This window comes from uncultured Microbacterium sp., assembly GCF_937927635.1.
Taxonomy (GTDB): Bacteria; Actinomycetota; Actinomycetes; order Actinomycetales; family Microbacteriaceae; genus Microbacterium.
Map to the genome: position 1 here is coordinate 24,508 of NZ_CALBRW010000037.1, position 19,346 is coordinate 43,853.

A 19,346-nucleotide genomic window follows, 5' to 3' on the forward strand; every position below is an offset into this window, starting at 1 on the left:
CTCAGCCGATCCGCACGTCGAGCCCGAGATCCAGCGCGCGGGCGGAGTGCGTGAGCGCGCCGACCGAGATCACCTGCACCCCGGTCTCGGCGATGCCGCGCACGGTCTCCAGGCTCACCCCGCCCGAGGCCTCGGCGATCGCCCGCCCCTTCAGCAGTCCCACCGCCGTGCGCAGGTCGGCGAGTGAGAAGTTGTCCAGCAGCACGGTGTGCGCGCCGCCGTCCAGCACCGCGGGGATCTGGTCGAGCCGATCGACCTCCACCACCACGTGCGTGGTGTGCGGCAACCGGCCCAGCGCCTCGCGCAGCGCCTCGGCCAGGTCGCGGCCGCCCTGCCGCAGCACCTCCAGGTGATTGTCCTTGGCCATCAGGGCATCCGACAGCGACCGCCGGTGGTTGCTGCCGCCGCCCGAGAGCACCGCATGCCGCTCGAACTCGCGCAGGCCGGGAGTGGTCTTGCGGGTGTCGGCGACGCGCGCGTCCGTGCCCTGGACGGCATCGACGTAGGCGGCGGTGACGGTGGCGATGCCGCTCATCCGCTGGGTGAAGTTCAGCGCGACGCGCTCGGCGGTGAGGATTCCGCGGGCGGGTCCCGACACGGATGCCAGCGCGTCGCCGGCCTCGAAGCGGTCGCCGTCGGCGGCATGCAGGTCGACCCGGATGCCGGGGTCGGTGAGGGTGAACGCGGCCGCGAGCACCTCGCCGCCGCTGAAGACTCCGGGTTCGCGGGCGATGAGGTCGGCGGTGGCCTGCGCGTCCTCCGGCAGCAGAGCGGTGCTGGTGATGTCGCCCCAGGGCGCGTCCTCCTCGAGCGCGGCGCTGACGGTGCGGTGCAGGGTGGCGGAGGTGATCATCGGGCTCCGATCAGGGCGGGCCGGCTCTCGGCGAGTTCGTGGGGTGCGGGCCTGTTCAGTGCGGGCCGGGTCGGTGCGGGGGAGAGGCGGAAGTGCGCGCCGAGCGATTCGGTGCGGTCCAGGGCAGCGGATGCCACGGCCCTGGCGACCACGAGCAGGTTGGCGTCCTCCTGCTCCTCAGGCGTGCGGGGCGCAGGAGCGGCCCACGAGGCGAGCCGGCTCACGGCATCCGCCAGCCCCTCGTCATCCCGCAGCAGCCCCACCTTCTCCCACATCAGCTGCTGCAGCTCCGCGCGGGAGAACGTCGCCGCACGCTCGCCCAGGTCGCGATTCGTCGCGGACGGCGGGCGCTCATCCGCGTCCAGGTCGCGAATGGTCTCGGAAAGAAGGTCGGAAGGCGGGGCGAACTGCGACCTGGACTGGAGCGAGTCGGGCGGCGAGGTGCTGAGGGATTCCGCGGCCCGGGCGCCGAAGACCGCGCCCTCCAGCAGCGAGTTGGAGGCCAGGCGGTTGGCGCCGTGCACGCCGCCGGTGCGCGCGGTCTCCCCGACCGCCCAGAGGCCGGGCAGCGAGGTGCGGCCCTCGATGTCGGTGGCCACGCCGCCCATCAGATAGTGCGCGGCGGGGGAGACCGGCACTGGTCCGCGCGTCCAGTCCAGACCCCGACGATGCAGCTCGGCGTCGATGGTGGGAAAGCGCTCGGCGAGGCCGGCGATGCCGGTCGCGTCCAGCAGCACCGGCGAGCCCTGCGCGAGCGCCTGCCTGGCCACCGCCCGCGCCACCACATCGCGCGGGGCCAGTTCGGCATCCGGATGCTCTTCGAGCAGGAACCGGCCACCCTCGGCATCTCGCAGCACCGCACCCGCACCGCGCACGGCCTCCGAGACGAGGAACGGCGCCGCGCCCGCCAGGACGGTCGGGTGGAACTGCACGAACTCCAGGTCCGCGACGGCGGCGCCCGCGCGCAGTGCCATGGCGATCCCGTCGCCGGTCGTGCCCGCCGGGTTGGTCGTGGCCGGGTACAGCTGCCCCGCGCCGCCGGTGGCGAGGATCACGGCATCCGCGGTGATCTCCTCGCCGCCCAGCAGACGGATGCCATGCACTCGGCCGTTCATGACCAGCAGGTCGGCGGCGAAGGCGCCCTCCCGAACGTGCACAGACGAGGTGCGCACCCGAGCGATGAGTGCGTCCGAGATCGCGCGCCCCGTCGCGTCCCCGCCCGAGTGCGCGATGCGCGGCAGGCTGTGCGCGGCCTCCAACCCGCGGGCGATCGACCCGCCGGCGGTGCGGTCGAACATCACGCCGTCGGCCACCAGCGCGCTGATGGCGTCGCCGGCGCCATCAGCCAGCGTCGCGATCGCGACGGGATCGCCGTGACCGTTGCCTGCCTGCAGGGTGTCCAGCGCGTGCAGCGCGGCGGAGTCTCCCGGCCCGTGGACGCCGGCGATACCGCCCTGTGCGTGCGCGGTGCAGCCGTCGCCCAGCTCGCTCTTCACGATCAGCTGCACGTCGTGGCCGAGAGCGTCCGCCCGCAGTGCGGCGGTGAGGCCGGCGATGCCGCCGCCCGCGACGAGCACCCTCATCGCGGTTTCGCCGCCAGCATCCGCTCCAGCGCGAGCCTCGCCGGATCCGCCACATCGGCCGACACCTGCACGCGATTCTGCACTGTGCCCGCCACCAACTCCTCCAGCACCCATGCCAGGTAGCCGGGATGGATGCGGTACATCGTCGAGCACGGGCAGACCACCGGATCCAGGCAGAAGATCGTGTGCTGCGGATGCTGGGCCGCGAGCCTGCGCACCAGGTTCACCTCGGTGCCGATCGCGAAGACCGTGGGCTCCGTCGCCTCCTCGATGGCACGGCGGATGTACGCCGTGGAGCCCGCCTCGTCGGCGGCATCCGCCACCGGCATCGGGCACTCCGGATGCACGATCACGCGCACATCCGGGTGCTTCTCGCGAGCCTCGGCGATCTGATCCACCGTGAAGCGGCGGTGCACCGAGCAGAACCCGTGCCAGAGGATCACACGAGCGTCCGCCAGCTCCACTTCGGACGACCCGCCCAGGGGCTGCCGCGGGTTCCACATCGGCATCCGCTCCAGCGGCACGCCCATGGCCTTGGCGGTGTTGCGACCCAGGTGCTGGTCGGGGAAGAACAGCACCCGACGCCCGCGCGCGAACGCCCACTCCAGCACGGTGCGCGCGTTGGACGAGGTGCAGACGATGCCACCGTGCCGCCCGACGAAGCCCTTGATCGCGGCGGACGAGTTCATGTAGGTCACCGGGATCACGGGCACCAGGCCGTCGGCATCCGCCTGGTCCATCGGCCCGTACACGTCGGCCAGCTGCTCCCAGCAGTCCTCCACCTCGTCGATCGAGGCCATGTCGGCCATCGAGCATCCGGCCGCGAGGTTCGGCAGGATCACCGCCTGATCGGGGCCGGAGAGCAGGTCGGCGGTCTCGGCCATGAAGTGCACGCCGCAGAACACGATGGCCTCGGCCTCGGGGTGCTCCAGCGCGGCGTTCGCGAGCTGGAACGAGTCGCCCACGTAGTCGGCGTGCCGGACGACCTCCTCGCGCTGATAGAAGTGCCCGAGCACGACCACACGGTCGCCGAGCGTGCGCTTGGCCGCATCGATGCGGGCGTGCAGCTCGTCCTCACCGGCCTCGCGGTACTCGAGCGGCAGCTCGCCCTGACGGGGTGCACCGGTGGGGATGACATCGCCCATCGAGGACCCGGGCCCGTAGCCCGGGCGGATGTCGAAGTCCCAGGGGCCTGCCGCCAGATCGCCGGTGCAGACGGACTCGGAGGATTCGCCCGCGACCGCCGCCTGCACGGCGTGATCGATCGAGGGGTCGAGCAGGGGGAGTGCAGACATCAGGGCGCCGCCTTCTGGTCGCTGTGACACTTAGTGTGCGCGAACAGATTATGTCGAAATGACCAGAAGTGCAATCCGTGTGACGCCGCCGTACGGATGTCGGTGCGGATCACGGATGTCGGCGCAGAGGCGCTGAATCCGCCGACATCCGTGATCTGAGCCGACATCTGTGCCGGGAAGGGGTGGGGAGCGGATGCCGGGAGCGGATGCTGGCGGCGGATGCCGGGGGATGCCGGGCGGATGCCGGGGGATGCCGGGGGCGGATGCCGGGGGCGAGGGTGCGTCAGGCGTCGGCGAGGTAGCGGTACAGCCGTGCGGGGCGGTGCTTGCCGGTGCGGAACGACTCGGTCGGGACGAGCTCGTCGGAGCCCTCCAGCAGCCGCCGGAAGTTCGAGGGGTCCAGGCGCCTGCCCAGCACCGCCTCGTACACCTCGCGCAGCTCGGTGAGCGTGAACTCGTCCGGCAGCAGGCCGGCGGCGATGCGGCTGTAGCCGACCTTGTTGCGCAGCCGGTCCAGCGCATACTCCGCGATGCGGTTGTGGTCGAAGGCCAGCGGCGGGATCTCGTCCACGTCGAACCACTCGACGTTCTCCGGGGCGCCGGCCTCCGCGCGCTGCGCGTCGACGAGGTCCGAGCGCAGCAGCGCCCAGTACACGATCGAGACGGTGCGGTTCGGCGCGCGATCCACGTCGCCGAAGGTGTACAGCTGCTCGAGGTAGCTGGGCTTCAGTGCGGTGGTCTCGGCCAGGGTGCGGGATGCCGCGGCATCCAGATCCTCGGCCGGATCCAGCCATCCGCCCGGCAGCGCCCACGCGCCCAGGTGCGGCTGGCGGGTGCGCCGCACCAGCGGCAGCATCAGACGGTCGCCCTCGGGGGCGCTGCGCAGCGAGAAGATCACGGCAGACACCGCGACGCGGATCGCGTCCTGCTCGCCGGTGCCACTCACATCCTCGAGCCTAGGGGGCAGGATGGGCACATGCCGGCATCCGACACCACACCAGGCCCCGCGACCGACGATGACGTGCCCGCCTACCTCGATGCGCTGGGAGTCCCCGGTCTCGCCGACATCCATGTGCACTTCCTGCCGGAGCGGATGCTGCAGAAGGTGTGGGAGTACTTCGATCACGCCACCCAGCACTACGGCGCGGCCTGGCCCATCCACTACCGCACGGACACCGAGGACAGGCTGCGGGTGCTGCGGCGGATGGGCCTGAAGGCCATCCCGGCACTGACGTACCCGCACAAGGCGGGCATGGCCGCCTGGCTGAACGACTGGAATCGTGAGTTCGCAGCACAGCATCCGGATGTCATCCACTGCGGCACGCTGTACGCCGAACCCGAGGCGGGGGAGTACGTGCCGGCAGCTCTCGCCGCCGGTGCGCGGCTGTTCAAAGTGCACGTGCAGGTGGGTGGCTTCGACCCGGACGACCCCGTGCTGGATTCGGCATGGGCGGCGCTGGAGGCCGCGGGTGTGCCGGTCGTGATCCATGCCGGCTCCCGTCCGCTGGCGGGCGCGCACACCGGGCCCGAGCCCATCGCCGCGGTGCTGTCGCGGTTTCCGAGACTGGCATTCGTGATCGCGCACATGGGGATGCCGGAGTACAGCGCCTTCGCCGATCTCGTCGAGCAGTACGAGAACGTGCACCTGGACACCACCATGTTCGCCACGGGATACCTCGACGGCCCCGACCGCTGGCCGTCCGGGTATGTGCGGCGACTGTCCGCACTGCGGGAGCGCATCGTGCTGGGGTCGGACTTCCCGAACATCCCGTACGCCTACGCCAGACAGCTGGTGGGCCTGGCGGGCCTCGGTCTCGGCGATGACTGGATGCGCGCCGTGATCTGGCGCAATGGCACCCGGCTGATGGGCTGACTGTTTCCGGCGCTGAACCGGTATGCTCTTGAACTGCAGCACCACAACTGAACACAGGCCGTACGACGTGTGCGGGAGAGCCCGGTGCGCGCAGCCGGGCACCGAAGGAGCAAGCCTCCCCGCCAATCTCTCAGGTACCCCCACCGCCCGCGTCGGGCCGCTCTGAAAAGCGACTCCTCAGGGAGCCCGCCGACGGTGAAAGCCTCCCTCCAGCTCCGCGAGCCGGAGGCGACGGCGAAGCTCTCAGGCCCGATGACAGAGGGGGAGTTCCGAGGATGCCGATGATGTCGTCCTGCAACCCGACTGGGAGAACTCCGTGACCGACACGCCCCTATCAGAATCCGCGGCAGAGCCGCGCTACACCCCGCTCCGCGCGCGCCACGAAGCGCTCGGCGCGTCCTTCACCGATTTCGGCGGTTGGCAGATGCCGGTGCGCTACACCTCGGATCTCGCCGAGCACCACGCCGTGCGCGAGGCCGCGGGCATCTTCGACATCTCGCACATGGCCGAGTTCACCGTGCGCGGCTCCGAGGCCGCGGCCTTCCTCGACTACGCGCTCGCCGGCCGGCTCTCGGCCATGAGCATCGGCAAGGCGAAGTACTCGCTGCTGCTGACCGAGGACGGCGGCATCATCGACGACGTGATCGTCTACCGCCTGGCCGATGACGACTTCCTCATCATCTCCAACGCAGGCAACCGCGACGCCGTGCGCGAGGCGCTCAGCGCCCGCACCGCCGGCAGCGACGTGACCGTCGTGGACGTCTCCGACGACTACGCGCTCATCGCCGTGCAGGGCCCTGTGGCGGAGAGCATCCTCACCGGCGTCGCCGGCATCGAGGACGTCAGCATCCCGTGGGCCGAGCAGAAGTACTACGCCTGGGCGAACGCGACCTTCAACGGCCGGCCGCTGCTGCTGGCCCGCACAGGCTACACCGGCGAGGACGGCTTCGAGCTGCTGGTCGCCGCCGCCGACGCCGAGGCGCTGTGGGATGCCGTGCTCGCCGCCGGTGCGCAGCAGGGCCTGGTGCCCTGCGGCCTCGCCGCGCGCGACACGCTGCGCCTGGAGGCCGGGATGCCGCTGTACGGCCACGAGCTGTCGCTGGACACCAAGCCCGCGCAGGCGGGGCTGGGCCGTGTGGTCGTGACCGACAAGGAGCGCTTCGTCGGCAAGGGTGCCACGGCGCCCGCCGACGGCGCCCGCGTGCTGGTCGGCCTGACCGCCGAGGGCCGCCGCGCCGGACGCGCCGGCTACGCCGTCGTGCTCGAGGACGGCACGGCCGTCGGCGAGATCACCAGCGGTGCGCTGAGCCCGACGCTCGGCCACCCCATCGCGATGGCCTACGTCGACCCCTCGTACTCCACGGGGGAGACCCCGCTGTTCCTCGACGTGCGCGGGACCAGGATCCCCGCGACCGTGACCGCCCTGCCTTTCTACCGGAGGAAGAAATGACCGATCTGACCGCACTGAAGTACAGCGAAGAGCACGAGTGGGTCGCCCTGGAGGGAACCACTGCGACCGTCGGCATCACCGACTACGCCGCTGACGCCCTCGGCGACATCGTCTTCGTCGAGCTGCCCGCCGTCGGCACGGAGCTCAGCCGTGGTGACGTGTTCGGCGAGGCCGAGTCCACCAAGTCGGTCTCCGAGCTGTACGCCCCGGTCGCCGGCACCGTGACCGAGATCAACCAGGCCGTGGTCGACGACCCGGCGCTGCTGAACTCGTCGCCGTTCGAGGGCGCCTGGCTGGTGAAGATCGAGGTCGCCGACGGCGCCCTCGACGGCCTGCTGGACCGCGACGGCTACACCGCGATCACGGAGGGCTGAGAGTGGCCTCCTTCGCCGATCGCCATATCGGGACCACCACCGACGCGCAGCGGCAGATGCTCGACGCGCTCGGGGTGTCGTCCGAGCTCGAGGACTGGAGTCCGGTCGAGGGGCTGATGCGCCAGGCGGTGCCGGCATCCATCTTCACCGCGGCATCCGAGTCCGCCGTCATCCCGGCCGCAGCGACCGAGGCCGAGGCGCTCGCCGAGCTGCGCGCGCTGGCCGACCGCAACACCGTGAACCGGCCGATGATCGGCCTGGGCTACTACGGCACCTTCACCCCGAGCGTGATCCAGCGCAACGTGCTGGAGAACCCGTCCTGGTACACCGCGTACACGCCGTACCAGCCGGAGATCTCGCAGGGACGCCTGGAGGCGCTGATCAACTTCCAGACCATGGTCACCGACCTCACCGGGCTGGTGACCGCCAACGCGTCGATGCTCGACGAGTCGACCGCGGTCGCCGAGGGGATGCTGCTGGCGCGCCGTGCCTCGAAGGCGAAGACGGCGGTCTTCGTCGTCGACGCCGATGCGCTGCCGCAGACCAAGGCTCTGCTGCGCACGAGGGCGGATGCCGTGGGCATCGAGCTCGTCGAGCGCGACCTCGCCGCCGGCGAGGAGCTGCCGGCCGAACTGTTCGGCGTGTTCGTCCAGTACCCCGGCGCCTCCGGGCGCGTGTGGGACCCGACCGCCGTGATCGACGCCGCGCACCTGGCCGGCGGCATCGCGGTGGTCGCCGCCGACCTGCTGGCTCTCACCCTGCTGCGCTCGCCGGGCTCGATGGGAGCCGACGTCGCCGTGGGCACCACGCAGCGCTTCGGCGTGCCGATGGGCTTCGGTGGACCGCACGCCGGCTACATGGCCGTTCGCGCGGGGCTGGAGCGTCAGCTGCCGGGTCGCCTGGTCGGCGTCTCGCAGGATGCCGTGGGCTACCCGGCCTACCGGCTCGCCCTGCAGACCCGCGAGCAGCACATCCGCCGCGAGAAGGCCACCTCGAACATCTGCACCGCGCAGGTGCTGCTGGCCGTGATGGCCTCGATGTACGCGGTCTACCACGGGCCCGACGGCCTGCGCGCGATCGCCTCCGAGGTCGCGGCCAAGGCCGCGCTGCTGCGCGACTGGCTGGTCGAGGCGGGCGCCGAGGTCGTGCACGACGCGTTCTTCGACACGCTCAACGTGCGGGTCGACGATGCGGCCGCACTGGTCGATGCCGCGCACGAGGCCGGCATCCTGCTGCGCCTGGCCGATGACAGCACCGTCGGCATCGCCGTGGACGAGACCACCACGATCACCGATCTGCACCGCGTGGCGGTGCTGTTCGGCGGCAAGCAGGAGCGCGTCTTCGGCCTGCTCGGCGGGTCCACCGGTGCGCTGCCCGAGGCGCTGCTGCGCGAGGACGAGTACCTCACGCACCCGGTGTTCCACACGCATCACTCCGAGACCGCCATGATGCGCTACCTCAAGCAGCTGGCCGATCGCGACTACGCGCTGGACCGCGGCATGATCCCGCTGGGCTCCTGCACCATGAAGCTCAACGCCGCCACCGAGATGGCCGCCATCACCTGGCCCGAGTTCGCCCAGCTGCACCCGTTCGCGCCCGCGGACGACGTGGCGGGCTCACTCGCCATGATCGACCAGCTCGAGGCCTGGCTGGCCGAGGTCACCGGCTACGACGCGGTGTCGCTGCAGCCCAATGCCGGTTCGCAGGGCGAGCTGGCAGGGCTCCTGGCCATCCGCGGCTACCACCACGCGAACGGCGACGAGCACCGCACCGTGTGCCTGATCCCGTCCTCCGCGCACGGCACGAACGCGGCATCCGCCGTGCTCGCCGGCATGAAGGTCGTCGTAGTCGCCACCGATGAGCTCGGCAACGTCGACCTGGGCGACCTGCGTGCCAAGATCGAGCTGCACGCCGAGAACCTCGCCGCGCTGATGATCACCTATCCGTCCACGCACGGCGTGTACGAGGAGCAGGTGGTCGAGATCACCTCGGCCGTGCACGCCGCAGGTGGCCAGGTGTACGTCGACGGCGCCAACCTCAACGCGCTGCTCGGCTACGCCCGCTTCGGCGACCTCGGGGGCGACGTGTCGCACCTCAACCTGCACAAGACCTTCGCCATCCCGCACGGCGGCGGCGGTCCGGGCATCGGCCCGGTGGCGGCGAAGGCGCACCTCGCGCCGCACCTGCCCGGTCACCCGCAGGCGCAGAAGGACGTGCACGCGGGCGGCTACGTGTTCTCCGGTGGTCCGGTCTCGGGCGCTCCCTACGGCTCGGCGGGCGTACTGCCCATCTCGTGGGCGTACGTGCGGATGATGGGCGCCGACGGCCTGCGCAGGGCCACAGCGGCGGCCGTGCTGGCCGCGAACTACGTCGCCGCGCGTCTGGCCGACCATTTCCCGGTGCTGTACACCGGCGAGCAGGGGCGCGTCGCGCACGAGTGCATCCTGGATCTGCGTCCGCTGAAGGAGGCCACCGGCATCACCGTCGACGACGTCGCCAAGCGACTGATCGACTTCGGCTTCCACGCGCCCACCATGTCGTTCCCGGTTCCTGGGACGCTCATGGTCGAGCCGACCGAGTCGGAGGACCTGGGCGAGCTGGACCGGTTCGTCGAGGCCATGATCATGATCAAGGCAGAGGCGGATGCCGTGGCAGCCGGCCGCTGGCCGGCGGACGACAACCCGCTGGTGAACGCGCCGCACACCGCCGCGTCGCTGATCGCGGCGGAGTGGACGCACGCGTACACCCGTGAGGAGGCCGCGTACCCCGTTCGCACCCTGGTGGCGACCAAGTACTGGCCGCCGGTGCGCCGCATCGACCAGGCCTACGGCGACCGTCACCTGGTGTGCGCCTGCCCGCCGATCGAGGCGTTCGCCTGAGAACGCTCCCAACCGAATCGCTCCGCCTCTGTTTCCGGCGACGGGGCGGTTCGGTTAAGACGTCATAACAGTTCGACCCCTGATTCTGCGCTGGAGGCATCCGGCGCTTAGGATCGAAGCCATGCGCCGTCCTCGCAGACGAGGTTGGTAGGTCGCTCTGAAGTCCATAGGAGGACACAAGTGAAGCGCAACAAGATCGCACTCGCCGGTGCGGCACTTCTGGTGGCGGGCATCACAGCCCTCGCCGGATGCTCGTCGGGCTCCAACCCGAAGTCGTCGAGCGACACCGGTTCCAACGCGAACATCGACCCCACGGCGATCATCTCGGTCAACGGCTCCGAGCCGCAGAACCCGCTGATCCCCACCAACACCAACGAGACCGGCGGCGGCAAGATCCTCGACGCCATGTTCGCGGGCCTCATCGGCTACGCGGCCGACGGCTCGGTCTACAACGACGTCGCCGAGAGCATCAAGGTCGACGACCCGCAGCACCTCACGGTCAAGATCCGCAAGGGTGTGAAGTTCACCGACGGCACCGAGGTCAAGGCCGACAACTTCATCAAGGCGTGGAACTACGGCGCCCTGGCCTCCAACAAGCAGCTCTCCAGCTACTTCTTCGAGGACATCGAGGGCTTCGTCAGCTCCGACACGGTGTATGGCTCGGAAGGTGATCTGTCGGGTCTGAAGAAGGTCGACGACTACACCTTCACGATCGCGCTGAACAAGCCGGCCTCCGACTTCGCGCAGCGCCTGGGCTACTCGGCCTACTTCCCGCTGCCCGACTCCGCGTTCAAGGACATGGCAGCGTTCGGTGAGCACCCGATCGGCAACGGCCCGTACAAGCTGGCCGGCGCCGACGCGTGGCAGCACAACGTGGGCATCAACCTGGTCAAGAACCCCGACTACGACGGCCCGGCCAAGGCGAAGAACGGCGGCCTGGACATCAAGTTCTACGCCTCGCAGGATGCGGCCTACGCCGACCTGACCGGTGACCAGCTCGACGTCCTGGACGCGATCCCGGACTCCGCGTTCGCGACCTTCGAGTCGGACCTCGGCAAGCGCGCCGTGAACCAGCCCGCCGCCATCTTCCAGTCCTTCACCATCCCGGAGCGCCTGAAGCACTTCAGCGGTGAAGAGGGTCAGCTGCGTCGTCAGGCGCTGTCGATGGCCATCAACCGCGACGAGATCACCAAGGTGATCTTCCAGGGCACCCGCACCCCGGCCAGCGACTTCACCTCGCCGGTCATCGACGGATGGTCCGACTCGCTGAAGGGCGCCGACGTCCTGAAGTTCAACGAGAAGAAGGCCAAGGAGCTGTGGGCCGAGGCTGACAAGATCAGCCCGTGGGACGGCAAGTTCCAGATCGCCTACAACGCTGACGGCGGACACCAGGCCTGGGTCGACGCGACCGTGAACTCGATCAAGAACGTCCTCGGCATCGACGCCTCCGGCGCCCCGTACCCGACGTTCAAGGAGCTGCGCTCCAAGGTCACCGACCGCACCATCCAGACCGCCTTCCGCACCGGATGGCAGGCCGACTACCCGGGTCTGTACAACTTCCTCGGACCGCTGTACGCGACCAACGCCGGTTCCAACGACGGTGACTACTCGAGCCCCGAGTTCGACAAGCTGCTTTCCGCGGGCATCTCGGCGACCGACCCGAAGGAAGCCAACGCCGACTACCAGAAGGCTCAGGAGGTTCTGCTGAAGGACCTGCCCGCCACGCCGCTGTGGTACTCGAACGTCGTCGGTGGCTTCGGCAAGAAGGTCAGCAACGTGAAGTTCGGCTGGAACTCCGTGCCGATCTACTCCGAGATCACGAAGTCCAAGTGATCCGCTGAGTCGAACGGGGCGGTGGTGATTCCACCACCGCCCCGTTTACTCTGCTTCCGAACAGAAAAAGGAGGTCGAGGGTGGCTTTCTACATCCTCCGACGGATCCTGCAGGCCGTCCCCGTGTTCTTCGGCGCGACCCTGCTGATCTATTTCATGGTCTTCGCGATGCCCGGCGACTCCATCGCCGCGCTCTTCGGTGACCACCAGCCGAGCCCGGCCCTGATCGACCAGCTGCGTGCGCAGTACCACCTCGACCAGCCGTTCATCGTGCAGTACTTCTTCTACATCACGGGCATCTTCCGGCTCGACTTCGGCACGAGCTTCTCCGGTCAGCCCGTCATCGAGGTGCTGTCCAGGACGTTCCCCGTCACCCTGCGACTGGCGGTCATGTCGGTCGCCATCGCCTTCATCCTGGCGATCATCATCGGTCTGTTCTCCGCACTGGGCAAGGACGGCGTCTTCGACAACTCGATGCTCGTGCTCGCGCTGATCTTCGTCGCCCTGCCGATCTTCGTCCTGGCATTCCTGGCGCAGTACTTCCTCGCCATCCAATTGGGGTGGTTCAGACCGACAGTCGGCGCCGACAACGACTGGGGCGATCTTTGGCTCCCGGCCATCGTGCTGGGGTTCAGCGTGTACGCCACCAGCATGCGGCTGACGCGCTCGTCGACCATCGACACCCTCAACCAGGACTGGGTGCGCACCGCGTACAGCAAGGGCCTGCCCCGTCGCCGGGTGATCCCGGTGCACGTGCTGCGCAACTCGCTGATCCCGATGATCACCGACCTCGGCACCGTGTTCGGCGTGCTCATGGTCGGAGCGACCGTCACCGAGGGCATCTTCAATGTGCCGGGCGTCGGCAACACCCTGTACCAGGCGATCATCCGCGGCGAGAACCCCACGGTGGTGTCCTTCGTCACCGTGTTCGTCGTCGTCTACGTGTTCATCAACATCGTCGTGGACCTGCTCTACGGCCTGCTCGATCCGAGGATCCGCTATGTCTCCAATTGACTCGAACAGCGAGCACTACGTCGCTCCGGTGGAGACGACCTCGGTGCGCGTCGACGTCGTCCGCATCGACGACAAGCCCAGCAACCTGTGGCTGGACGCCTGGCGCGACCTGCGCCGGCGGCCCGTCTTCTGGGTCTCCACGGGTTTCGTCCTCCTCGTGATCGTCGCCGCCTTCGCCCCGACCCTGTTCACCAGCGTCTCGCCCACCGACGGCTGCACTCTTACGCACAGCAACGGCGGTCCTGAGGCGGGGCACATCATGGGCTTCACCCGCCAGGGCTGCGACGTGTACGCCCGGGTGGTCTGGGGCACCCGCACCTCGCTCATCGTCGGCGTGCTGGCCACGGTCATCGGCACGGTCATCGGTGTCGTGATGGGCGCGTTCGCCGGCTTCTACGGCGGCTGGCTGGACTCGCTGCTGTCCCGTGTCGGCGACATCTTCTTCACGATCCCCTACATCATCGCCGCCGTGGTGGTGATGTCGGTGCTGCCCGACCGCAACGTGTTCGTGCTGGCTTTCGCCATCGGTGGCTTCGCCTGGGCCGGCACGGCGCGCATCATGCGCGCCGAGATCCTGCGCGTCAAGCAGGAGGACTATGTGATGGGCGCCGAGGCCGTGGGTCTCTCGCGGTTCCAAATCCTGATCGTGCACGTGCTGCCCAACTCGATGGCCCCGGTCATCGTGGTGGCGACGCTGAGCCTGGCAGGAGCCATCGTGGCAGAGTCGGTGCTCGCCTTCCTCGGTGTCGGCCTCTCGGGCGTCATGTCGTGGGGTCTGGACATCAGCCAGGCGCAGACCAGCATCCGCACCGCTCCGATGGCGCTGTTCTGGCCGTCACTGGCGCTGACGCTGACCGTGCTGGCATTCATCACTCTCGGCGAGCTGCTGCGCGACGCCGTCGACCCGAAGGCGAGGGCCCAGCGATGAGCGCACCGCTTCTGACCGTCCGCGACCTGAAGGTCGCCTTCCGCAGCGGCAAGACCTCGCGCGAGGTGCTGCACGGCGTCAGCTTCGACGTCTTCCCCGGCGAGACCCTGGCCATCGTCGGCGAATCCGGTTCGGGCAAGTCGACGACCGCCGCGGCCATCATCGACCTGCTCCCCGGCACCGGCACGGTGACCGAGGGCAGCATCCACCTCGATGGCACCGACCTCACCAAGGCCGGCCGCGCGAAGATGGAGCACATCCGCGGTCGGGAGATCGGCTACGTGCCGCAGGACCCGATGTCGAACCTCAACCCGGTGTGGTCGATCGGCTTCCAGGTGAAGGAGGCCGTCCGCGCCAACGGGCTGGCTCAAGGCCGCAAGCAGGTGCACGACCGCGCCGTCGAGGTTCTCGTCCAGGCAGGTCTCAGCGACGCCGCGCGCCGCATGCACCAGTTCCCCCACCAGTTCTCCGGGGGAATGAAGCAGCGCGCGCTGATCGGAATCGGTCTGGCGGCCGACCCGAAGCTGCTGATCGCCGACGAGCCCACCAGCGCCCTGGACGTGACCGTGCAGCGGGTGATCCTGGATCACCTGGCTTCGCTGACCGCTGAGCGGGGCACCTCGGTGCTGCTGATCACGCACGACCTCGGCCTGGCCGCGGAGCGCGCGGACCGCATCCTGGTGATGAACCAGGGCGAGATCGTCGAGGCGGGACCCAGCGTCACGATCCTGACCAACCCGAAGCACCCGTACACGCAGCGACTGGTCGCCGCGGCTCCCAGCCTGGCATCCAAGCGCATCGGCGCGGGCGTGCACGAGTCGGCGCCCGTCGATCCCAGCATCCCGGCGGTGGTCGAGGTGAAGAACCTCGTCAAGGACTACTCGATCCGCACCGGCGGCCTGCGCTCGGAGCAGTTCCGCGCGGTCGACGACGTGTCCTTCACCATCCAGCGCGGCAAGACGCTGGCGCTGGTGGGCGAGTCCGGCTCGGGCAAGTCCACGGTGGCGAAGATGCTGCTGCAGTTGGAGAAGGCCACCTCTGGCGACGTGTTCATCGACGGGCAGTCGGCCGTGGGGATGTCGCGCGCCGACATCTTCAAGTTGCGTCGGCGCATGCAGCCGGTGTTCCAGAACCCGTACGGCTCGCTGGACCCGCTGCGCAGCATCGGCAGCCTCATCACCGAGCCCCTTGAGGTGCACCACGTGGGCACCAAGCAGGAGCAGCACCAGCGCGCGCTCGAGCTGCTGGAGAAGGTCGCGCTGCCGCGCGAGCTGGCCTGGCGCTACCCGAACGAGCTCTCCGGCGGTCAGCGGCAGCGCGTCGCGATCGCCAGGGCCCTGGCGCTCCGTCCCGACATCATCGTGCTGGACGAGGCCGTCTCCGCTCTCGACGTGCTCGTGCAGGACCAGATCCTGCACCTGCTCGCGGACCTGCAGCACGAGCTCGGACTGACGTACCTGTTCATCACGCACGACCTCGCGGTCGTGCGCGTCGCGGCCGACTTCGTGTGCGTCATGGAGAAGGGCCGCATCGTCGAGCAGGGCACGGTCGATGACATCTTCAGCAACCCCGCCGAGGAGTACACCCGGCGACTGCTGGATGCCATCCCCGGCGCCGACCTGCCGCTGGGCGGCGCCGTCTGATGGTCACCGCACGACCGCCCCGGGTGTTCCGCGCGACCGGGGCGGTCGTGCTGCTCGGGCTGTCCGCGGTGCTGGCCGTGTTCCTCCTGGGCGATGCGGTGGTGCGGTCGGGGCCGGTGAACGCTGCTCTGCTCGCGCCGTGGCCGCTGCTGGTGGTGTGGGGCGTGTACGTGGCGGGCGTCGCCTCGGACGTGCGCGCCGACGCCACGGGTGTGCGCGTGCAGAACCTGCTCCGGCGCACGTGGGTGCCGTGGGGTCGAGTGGACAGGATCTCGATGCGCTGGCAGCTCGAGTTCGCCCTCTACGGCGGGCAGGTGCTCAGCAGCTTCGGCGGCCCGGCCCGCTCACGTCCGCGACGCCTGGGCGTCGGAGGCGAGAAGGAGCACGGCAACGCCGAGGAGGAGGACGGAATCGCCGCCCTGCACCGGCTGCGCGCCGAGTCCGTCCCGGATGTCGGCGACGCGGTCGTGCACGGCTGGGACTGGCCCATGATCTGGACCGGACTGGCGCTCGGGGTCTGGGCCGTGAACGCGGTCATCATCGCGCACTGACACGGAGCGTCAGGCCCCGGCAGAGTGGGGCGTCGAGCCTGTCGAGGCGCGGCCCAGCCGCCTCAGCCGGGCAGCCCGAACAGCGCCGGCCACAGGGCAGCCGCCCACGGGTACCCCACGAACGCCGTGGCGTCGATGAGGAAGTGCGCGACGAGGAACGGCATCAGCCGGCCGCCGCGCGCGAACAGCCAGCCGAACAGCATCCCCATGGCGAAGTTCCCCACGAACGCGCCCGGCCCCTGGTACAGGTGATAGCTGCCGCGCAGCAGGCTGGTGGCCAGGATGATCGGCCAGGTGCCCCATCCCAGCTGACGCAGCCGGCGGAACAGGTAGCCCAGCACGACGAACTCCTCCTGCACGGCCGCGCGTGCAGCCGACAGGATCAGCACGGGCACCGTCCACCAGTAGGCGTTCAGCCCGCCGGGGTCCACCGCCACGAACACGCCCATCGCCCGTCCCAGCAGGTACAGGCCTATGCCGGGGATGCCGATGGCCAGCACCAGCAGCGCACCCCGGCCGATGTCCCGGCCGAACCGCGTGCCGTCCAGGCCCAGCAGCGCCAGGTGCGGGCGGTGGGATTGCCACAGCAGGAAGCACACCAGCAGTACGGGCACGATCGCGAATCCGATCGACAGCAGCTGGTAGATGAGGTCGAAGACCTCCCGGCTGCTCTGCGAGGGGTTCAGCGTGGCGGTCTGGTCGGCCAGGGGAGTGCTCGAGGTGAGACGGTAGGCCAGCTGCACGATCGAGTAGATCGCGGACTGGCCGAGACCCAGCGCCAGCACGATCGCGATCTCCCACCAGATCCTTGAACGCGTCACGTCTCCGATGCTAGAGCCCGTTGTCAGCAAGTCCGCGTGTCGAGTGCGTTATCCTGGAACGTCAGCCCTGTGTCCGTCGCGGGCGACGAATCCACTTCTCCCACTCCTTAGGACTTCTTGAATGGCGCACGCCCTCCGCTCTGACCTTCGAAACGTCGCGATCGTCGCACATGTCGACCACGGCAAGACCACGCTCGTCGACGCCATGCTCCGTCAGACCGGCTCCTTCGGCGAGCACGCCCACGTCGAGGAGCGCGCCATGGACTCCAACGACCTGGAGCGCGAGAAGGGCATCACGATCCTCGCCAAGAACACGGCGATCACGTACAAGGGCATCCACACCGACACGCCCATCACCATCAACGTGGTGGACACCCCCGGTCACGCCGACTTCGGCGGCGAGGTCGAGCGCGGCCTGTCCATGGTCGACGGCGTGGTGCTGCTGGTGGACGCCTCCGAGGGCCCGCTGCCGCAGACCCGCTTCGTGCTGCGCAAGGCGCTCGAGGCCAAGCTGCCCGTCATCCTGCTGGTCAACAAGACCGACCGTGCCGATGCGCGCATCGCCGAGGTCGAGGCCGAGGCACAGGACCTGCTGCTGGGCCTGGCATCCGACCTGGTCGACGACGTTCCCGACCTCGACGTCGACGCGCTGCTGGACGTGCCCGTGGTCTACGCCTCGGGCCGCGCCGGTGCGGCATCCCGCAACCGTCCCGCCAACGGCGAACTGCCCGACAACGACGACCTCGAGCCGCTGTTCGAGGCGATCCTCGAGCACGTGCCGGCACCGTCCTACGACGACGACGCCCCGCTGCAGGCGTGGGTCACCAACCTGGACTCCTCCTCGTTCCTGGGCCGTCTGGCTCTGCTGCGCGTCTTCAACGGCACGCTCAAGAAGGGCCAGACCGTGGCCTGGGTCCGTCAGGACGGCACCACCCAGAACGCCCGCATCACCGAGCTGCTGATGACGAAGGCGCTGGACCGCTACCCGGCCGAGTCCGCCGGTCCCGGCGACATCGCCGTGATCGCGGGCTTCCCCGACATCATGATCGGCGAGACCATCGCCGACCCCGAGGATGTGCGTCCGCTGCCGCAGATCCACGTCGACGAGCCGTCGATCTCGATGACCATCGGCACCAACACCTCGCCGCTGGTCGGCAAGGTCAAGGGCCACAAGCTCACCGCCCGCATGGTGAAGGACCGTCTGGATCGCGAGCTGGTCGGCAACGTGTCGCTGCGCGTGAACGAGATCGGCCGTCCCGACGCGTGGGAGGTGCAGGGCCGCGGCGAGCTGCAGCTGGCCATCCTCGTCGAGAACATGCGCCGCGAGGGCTTCGAGCTCACCGTCGGCAAGCCGCAGGTCGTCACACGCAAGATCGACGGCAAGGTGCACGAGCCCTACGAGCACCTCACCGTCGACGTCCCCGAGGAGCACCTCGGTGCCGTCACCCAGCTCATGGCCAACCGCCGCGGCCGCATGGACAACCTGGTCAACCACGGCACCGGCTGGATCCGCATGGAGTTCGTCGTGCCGGCCCGCGGTCTGATCGGCTTCCGCACGGAGTTCCTCTCCATCACCCGCGGCACCGGCATCGCCAACGCCATCGCCTCCGGCTACGACGAGTGGGCCGGCTCCATCGTCGCGCGTCAGAACGGCTCCATCGTGGCCGACCGTGCGGGTGTCGCCACCCCGTTCGCCATGATCGCCCTGCAGGAGCGCATGTCGTTCTTCGTGCGCCCGACCGAGGAGGTCTACGAGGGCATGGTCGTGGGCGAGAACTCCCGTGCCGACGACATGGACGTGAACATCACCAAGGAGAAGAAGCTCACCAACATGCGCTCCTCCACGGCCGACACGTTCGAGTCGATGACCCCGCCGCGCATCCTGTCGCTGGAGGAGTCGCTGGAGTTCGCTCGCGAGGACGAGTGCGTCGAGGTCACCCCGGATGCCGTCCGCATCCGCAAGGTGGTCCTGGACCAGACCATCCGCGGTCGCGAGGCGTCGCGCCTGAAGCGCCAGGACGCGAACGCCTGACCCACACTGCCGAGACCCCTCCTGACCGCCGAGACCCCTCGTGGGCGACGCGGCTGCGGAGGGGTCTCGACGTTCACGAGGGGTCTCGGCGTCAGAGAGCGGGGCTGAAAGTAACGAAGCCATAACACACCTTCTTGGGAGCATGGCACCCGGATTCCCACGAACCAGGCACGGAATGTCCAGGTCCGTGGCATGTTCCGCCCAGACGGGGCTGGAAG

15 protein-coding genes and 1 riboswitch are annotated in these 19,346 nt (G+C 69.3%); of the genes, 10 read left to right on the forward strand and 5 right to left on the reverse strand.

The genetic code is table 11. The annotated features are described in order from the left end of the window. Nucleotide 1 precedes the first annotated feature (1 nt). From nadC to Q0568_RS14705, 4 genes are all read right to left on the reverse strand, one after another. Nucleotides 2-853 (reverse strand): carboxylating nicotinate-nucleotide diphosphorylase, encoded by an 852-nt coding sequence (gene nadC / locus Q0568_RS14690; protein ID WP_298867819.1) that lies wholly within the window; start codon nt 851-853, stop codon nt 2-4. Further along, on the reverse strand, nt 850-2,436 hold the full coding sequence (nadB, locus tag Q0568_RS14695; protein WP_298867821.1) for an L-aspartate oxidase: 1,587 nt from the start codon (nt 2,434-2,436) through the stop codon (nt 850-852). Before nadB ends, nadC begins: the two co-directional genes overlap by 4 nt. Beyond that, nucleotides 2,433-3,731, reverse strand: coding sequence for a quinolinate synthase NadA (gene nadA, locus Q0568_RS14700; protein ID WP_298867823.1), 1,299 nt, complete (start codon nt 3,729-3,731; stop codon nt 2,433-2,435). Before nadA ends, nadB begins: the two co-directional genes overlap by 4 nt. A gap of 283 nt (nt 3,732-4,014) precedes the next feature. Beyond that, nucleotides 4,015-4,638 carry an NUDIX domain-containing protein gene (locus tag Q0568_RS14705; RefSeq protein ID WP_366941419.1) on the reverse strand — a complete coding sequence of 208 codons (624 nt, stop codon included), beginning with the start codon at nt 4,636-4,638 and terminating at the stop codon, nt 4,015-4,017. A 69-nt stretch (nt 4,639-4,707) separates the two neighbouring features. Here Q0568_RS14705 and Q0568_RS14710 point away from each other — a divergent pair, with 69 nt between their 5' ends. The 9 genes from Q0568_RS14710 (at nt 4,708) to Q0568_RS14750 (ending at nt 16,275) form a co-directional block, all read left to right on the forward strand. Next, a complete protein-coding gene (locus Q0568_RS14710) occupies nt 4,708-5,604 on the forward strand; it encodes an amidohydrolase family protein (RefSeq protein ID WP_298867827.1) in 897 nt (298 codons plus the stop codon). Between the two features lie 62 nt (nt 5,605-5,666). Continuing rightward, nucleotides 5,667-5,760: riboswitch (glycine riboswitch) on the forward strand. A 160-nt stretch (nt 5,761-5,920) separates the two neighbouring features. Continuing rightward, nucleotides 5,921-7,054, forward strand: coding sequence for a glycine cleavage system aminomethyltransferase GcvT (gene gcvT / locus Q0568_RS14715; RefSeq protein ID WP_298867829.1), 1,134 nt, complete (start codon nt 5,921-5,923; stop codon nt 7,052-7,054). Continuing rightward, nucleotides 7,051-7,428: a glycine cleavage system protein GcvH gene (gene gcvH / locus Q0568_RS14720; protein ID WP_298867831.1), complete on the forward strand. Its 378-nt coding sequence runs from the start codon at nt 7,051-7,053 to the stop codon at nt 7,426-7,428. The genes gcvT and gcvH overlap by 4 nt, the downstream gene beginning before the upstream one ends. After that, nucleotides 7,425-10,307, forward strand: a complete 2,883-nt coding sequence (gene gcvP / locus Q0568_RS14725) for an aminomethyl-transferring glycine dehydrogenase (protein WP_298867946.1) — start codon at nt 7,425-7,427, stop codon at nt 10,305-10,307. The genes gcvH and gcvP overlap by 4 nt, the downstream gene beginning before the upstream one ends. Before the next feature lie 180 nt (nt 10,308-10,487). Further along, nucleotides 10,488-12,140, forward strand: a complete 1,653-nt coding sequence (locus tag Q0568_RS14730) for an ABC transporter substrate-binding protein (RefSeq protein ID WP_298867833.1) — start codon at nt 10,488-10,490, stop codon at nt 12,138-12,140. A gap of 80 nt (nt 12,141-12,220) precedes the next feature. Next, nucleotides 12,221-13,153, forward strand: a complete 933-nt coding sequence (locus tag Q0568_RS14735) for an ABC transporter permease (protein ID WP_298867835.1) — start codon at nt 12,221-12,223, stop codon at nt 13,151-13,153. After that, nucleotides 13,140-14,081, forward strand: coding sequence for an ABC transporter permease (locus Q0568_RS14740; protein ID WP_298867837.1), 942 nt, complete (start codon nt 13,140-13,142; stop codon nt 14,079-14,081). The genes Q0568_RS14735 and Q0568_RS14740 overlap by 14 nt, the downstream gene beginning before the upstream one ends. Further along, on the forward strand, nt 14,078-15,724 hold the full coding sequence (locus Q0568_RS14745; RefSeq protein ID WP_298867839.1) for an ABC transporter ATP-binding protein: 1,647 nt from the start codon (nt 14,078-14,080) through the stop codon (nt 15,722-15,724). Before Q0568_RS14740 ends, Q0568_RS14745 begins: the two co-directional genes overlap by 4 nt. Continuing rightward, nucleotides 15,724-16,275: a PH domain-containing protein gene (locus Q0568_RS14750; RefSeq protein ID WP_298867841.1), complete on the forward strand. Its 552-nt coding sequence runs from the start codon at nt 15,724-15,726 to the stop codon at nt 16,273-16,275. Before Q0568_RS14745 ends, Q0568_RS14750 begins: the two co-directional genes overlap by 1 nt. Nucleotides 16,276-16,337: 62 nt before the next feature. Here the strand turns inward: Q0568_RS14750 and Q0568_RS14755 are convergent, their stop codons facing one another. After that, nucleotides 16,338-17,096, reverse strand: a complete 759-nt coding sequence (locus Q0568_RS14755; RefSeq protein WP_298867844.1) for a CPBP family intramembrane glutamic endopeptidase — start codon at nt 17,094-17,096, stop codon at nt 16,338-16,340. Nucleotides 17,097-17,217: 121 nt separating this feature from the next. Here Q0568_RS14755 and typA point away from each other — a divergent pair, with 121 nt between their 5' ends. Next, complete coding sequence (gene typA, locus Q0568_RS14760) at nt 17,218-19,128, forward strand: translational GTPase TypA (protein ID WP_298867845.1); 1,911 nt, start codon at nt 17,218-17,220, stop codon at nt 19,126-19,128. The last annotated feature ends 218 nt before the right edge of the window (nt 19,129-19,346 follow it).

What these genes read in the sequence shown, in the direction of transcription:
- nadA (WP_298867823.1), bottom strand. Translation starts at nt 3,731, where the DNA reads ATGTCTGCACTCCCCCTGCTCGACCCCTCGATCGATCACGCCGTGCAG.
- Q0568_RS14740 (WP_298867837.1), top strand. Translation starts at nt 13,140, where the DNA reads ATGTCTCCAATTGACTCGAACAGCGAGCACTACGTCGCTCCGGTGGAG.
- Q0568_RS14710 (WP_298867827.1), top strand. Translation starts at nt 4,708, where the DNA reads ATGCCGGCATCCGACACCACACCAGGCCCCGCGACCGACGATGACGTG.
- nadC (WP_298867819.1), bottom strand. Translation starts at nt 853, where the DNA reads ATGATCACCTCCGCCACCCTGCACCGCACCGTCAGCGCCGCGCTCGAG.
- gcvH (WP_298867831.1), top strand. Translation starts at nt 7,051, where the DNA reads ATGACCGATCTGACCGCACTGAAGTACAGCGAAGAGCACGAGTGGGTC.
- typA (WP_298867845.1), top strand. Translation starts at nt 17,218, where the DNA reads ATGGCGCACGCCCTCCGCTCTGACCTTCGAAACGTCGCGATCGTCGCA.
- nadB (WP_298867821.1), bottom strand. Translation starts at nt 2,436, where the DNA reads ATGAGGGTGCTCGTCGCGGGCGGCGGCATCGCCGGCCTCACCGCCGCA.
- Q0568_RS14745 (WP_298867839.1), top strand. Translation starts at nt 14,078, where the DNA reads ATGAGCGCACCGCTTCTGACCGTCCGCGACCTGAAGGTCGCCTTCCGC.
- Q0568_RS14750 (WP_298867841.1), top strand. Translation starts at nt 15,724, where the DNA reads ATGGTCACCGCACGACCGCCCCGGGTGTTCCGCGCGACCGGGGCGGTC.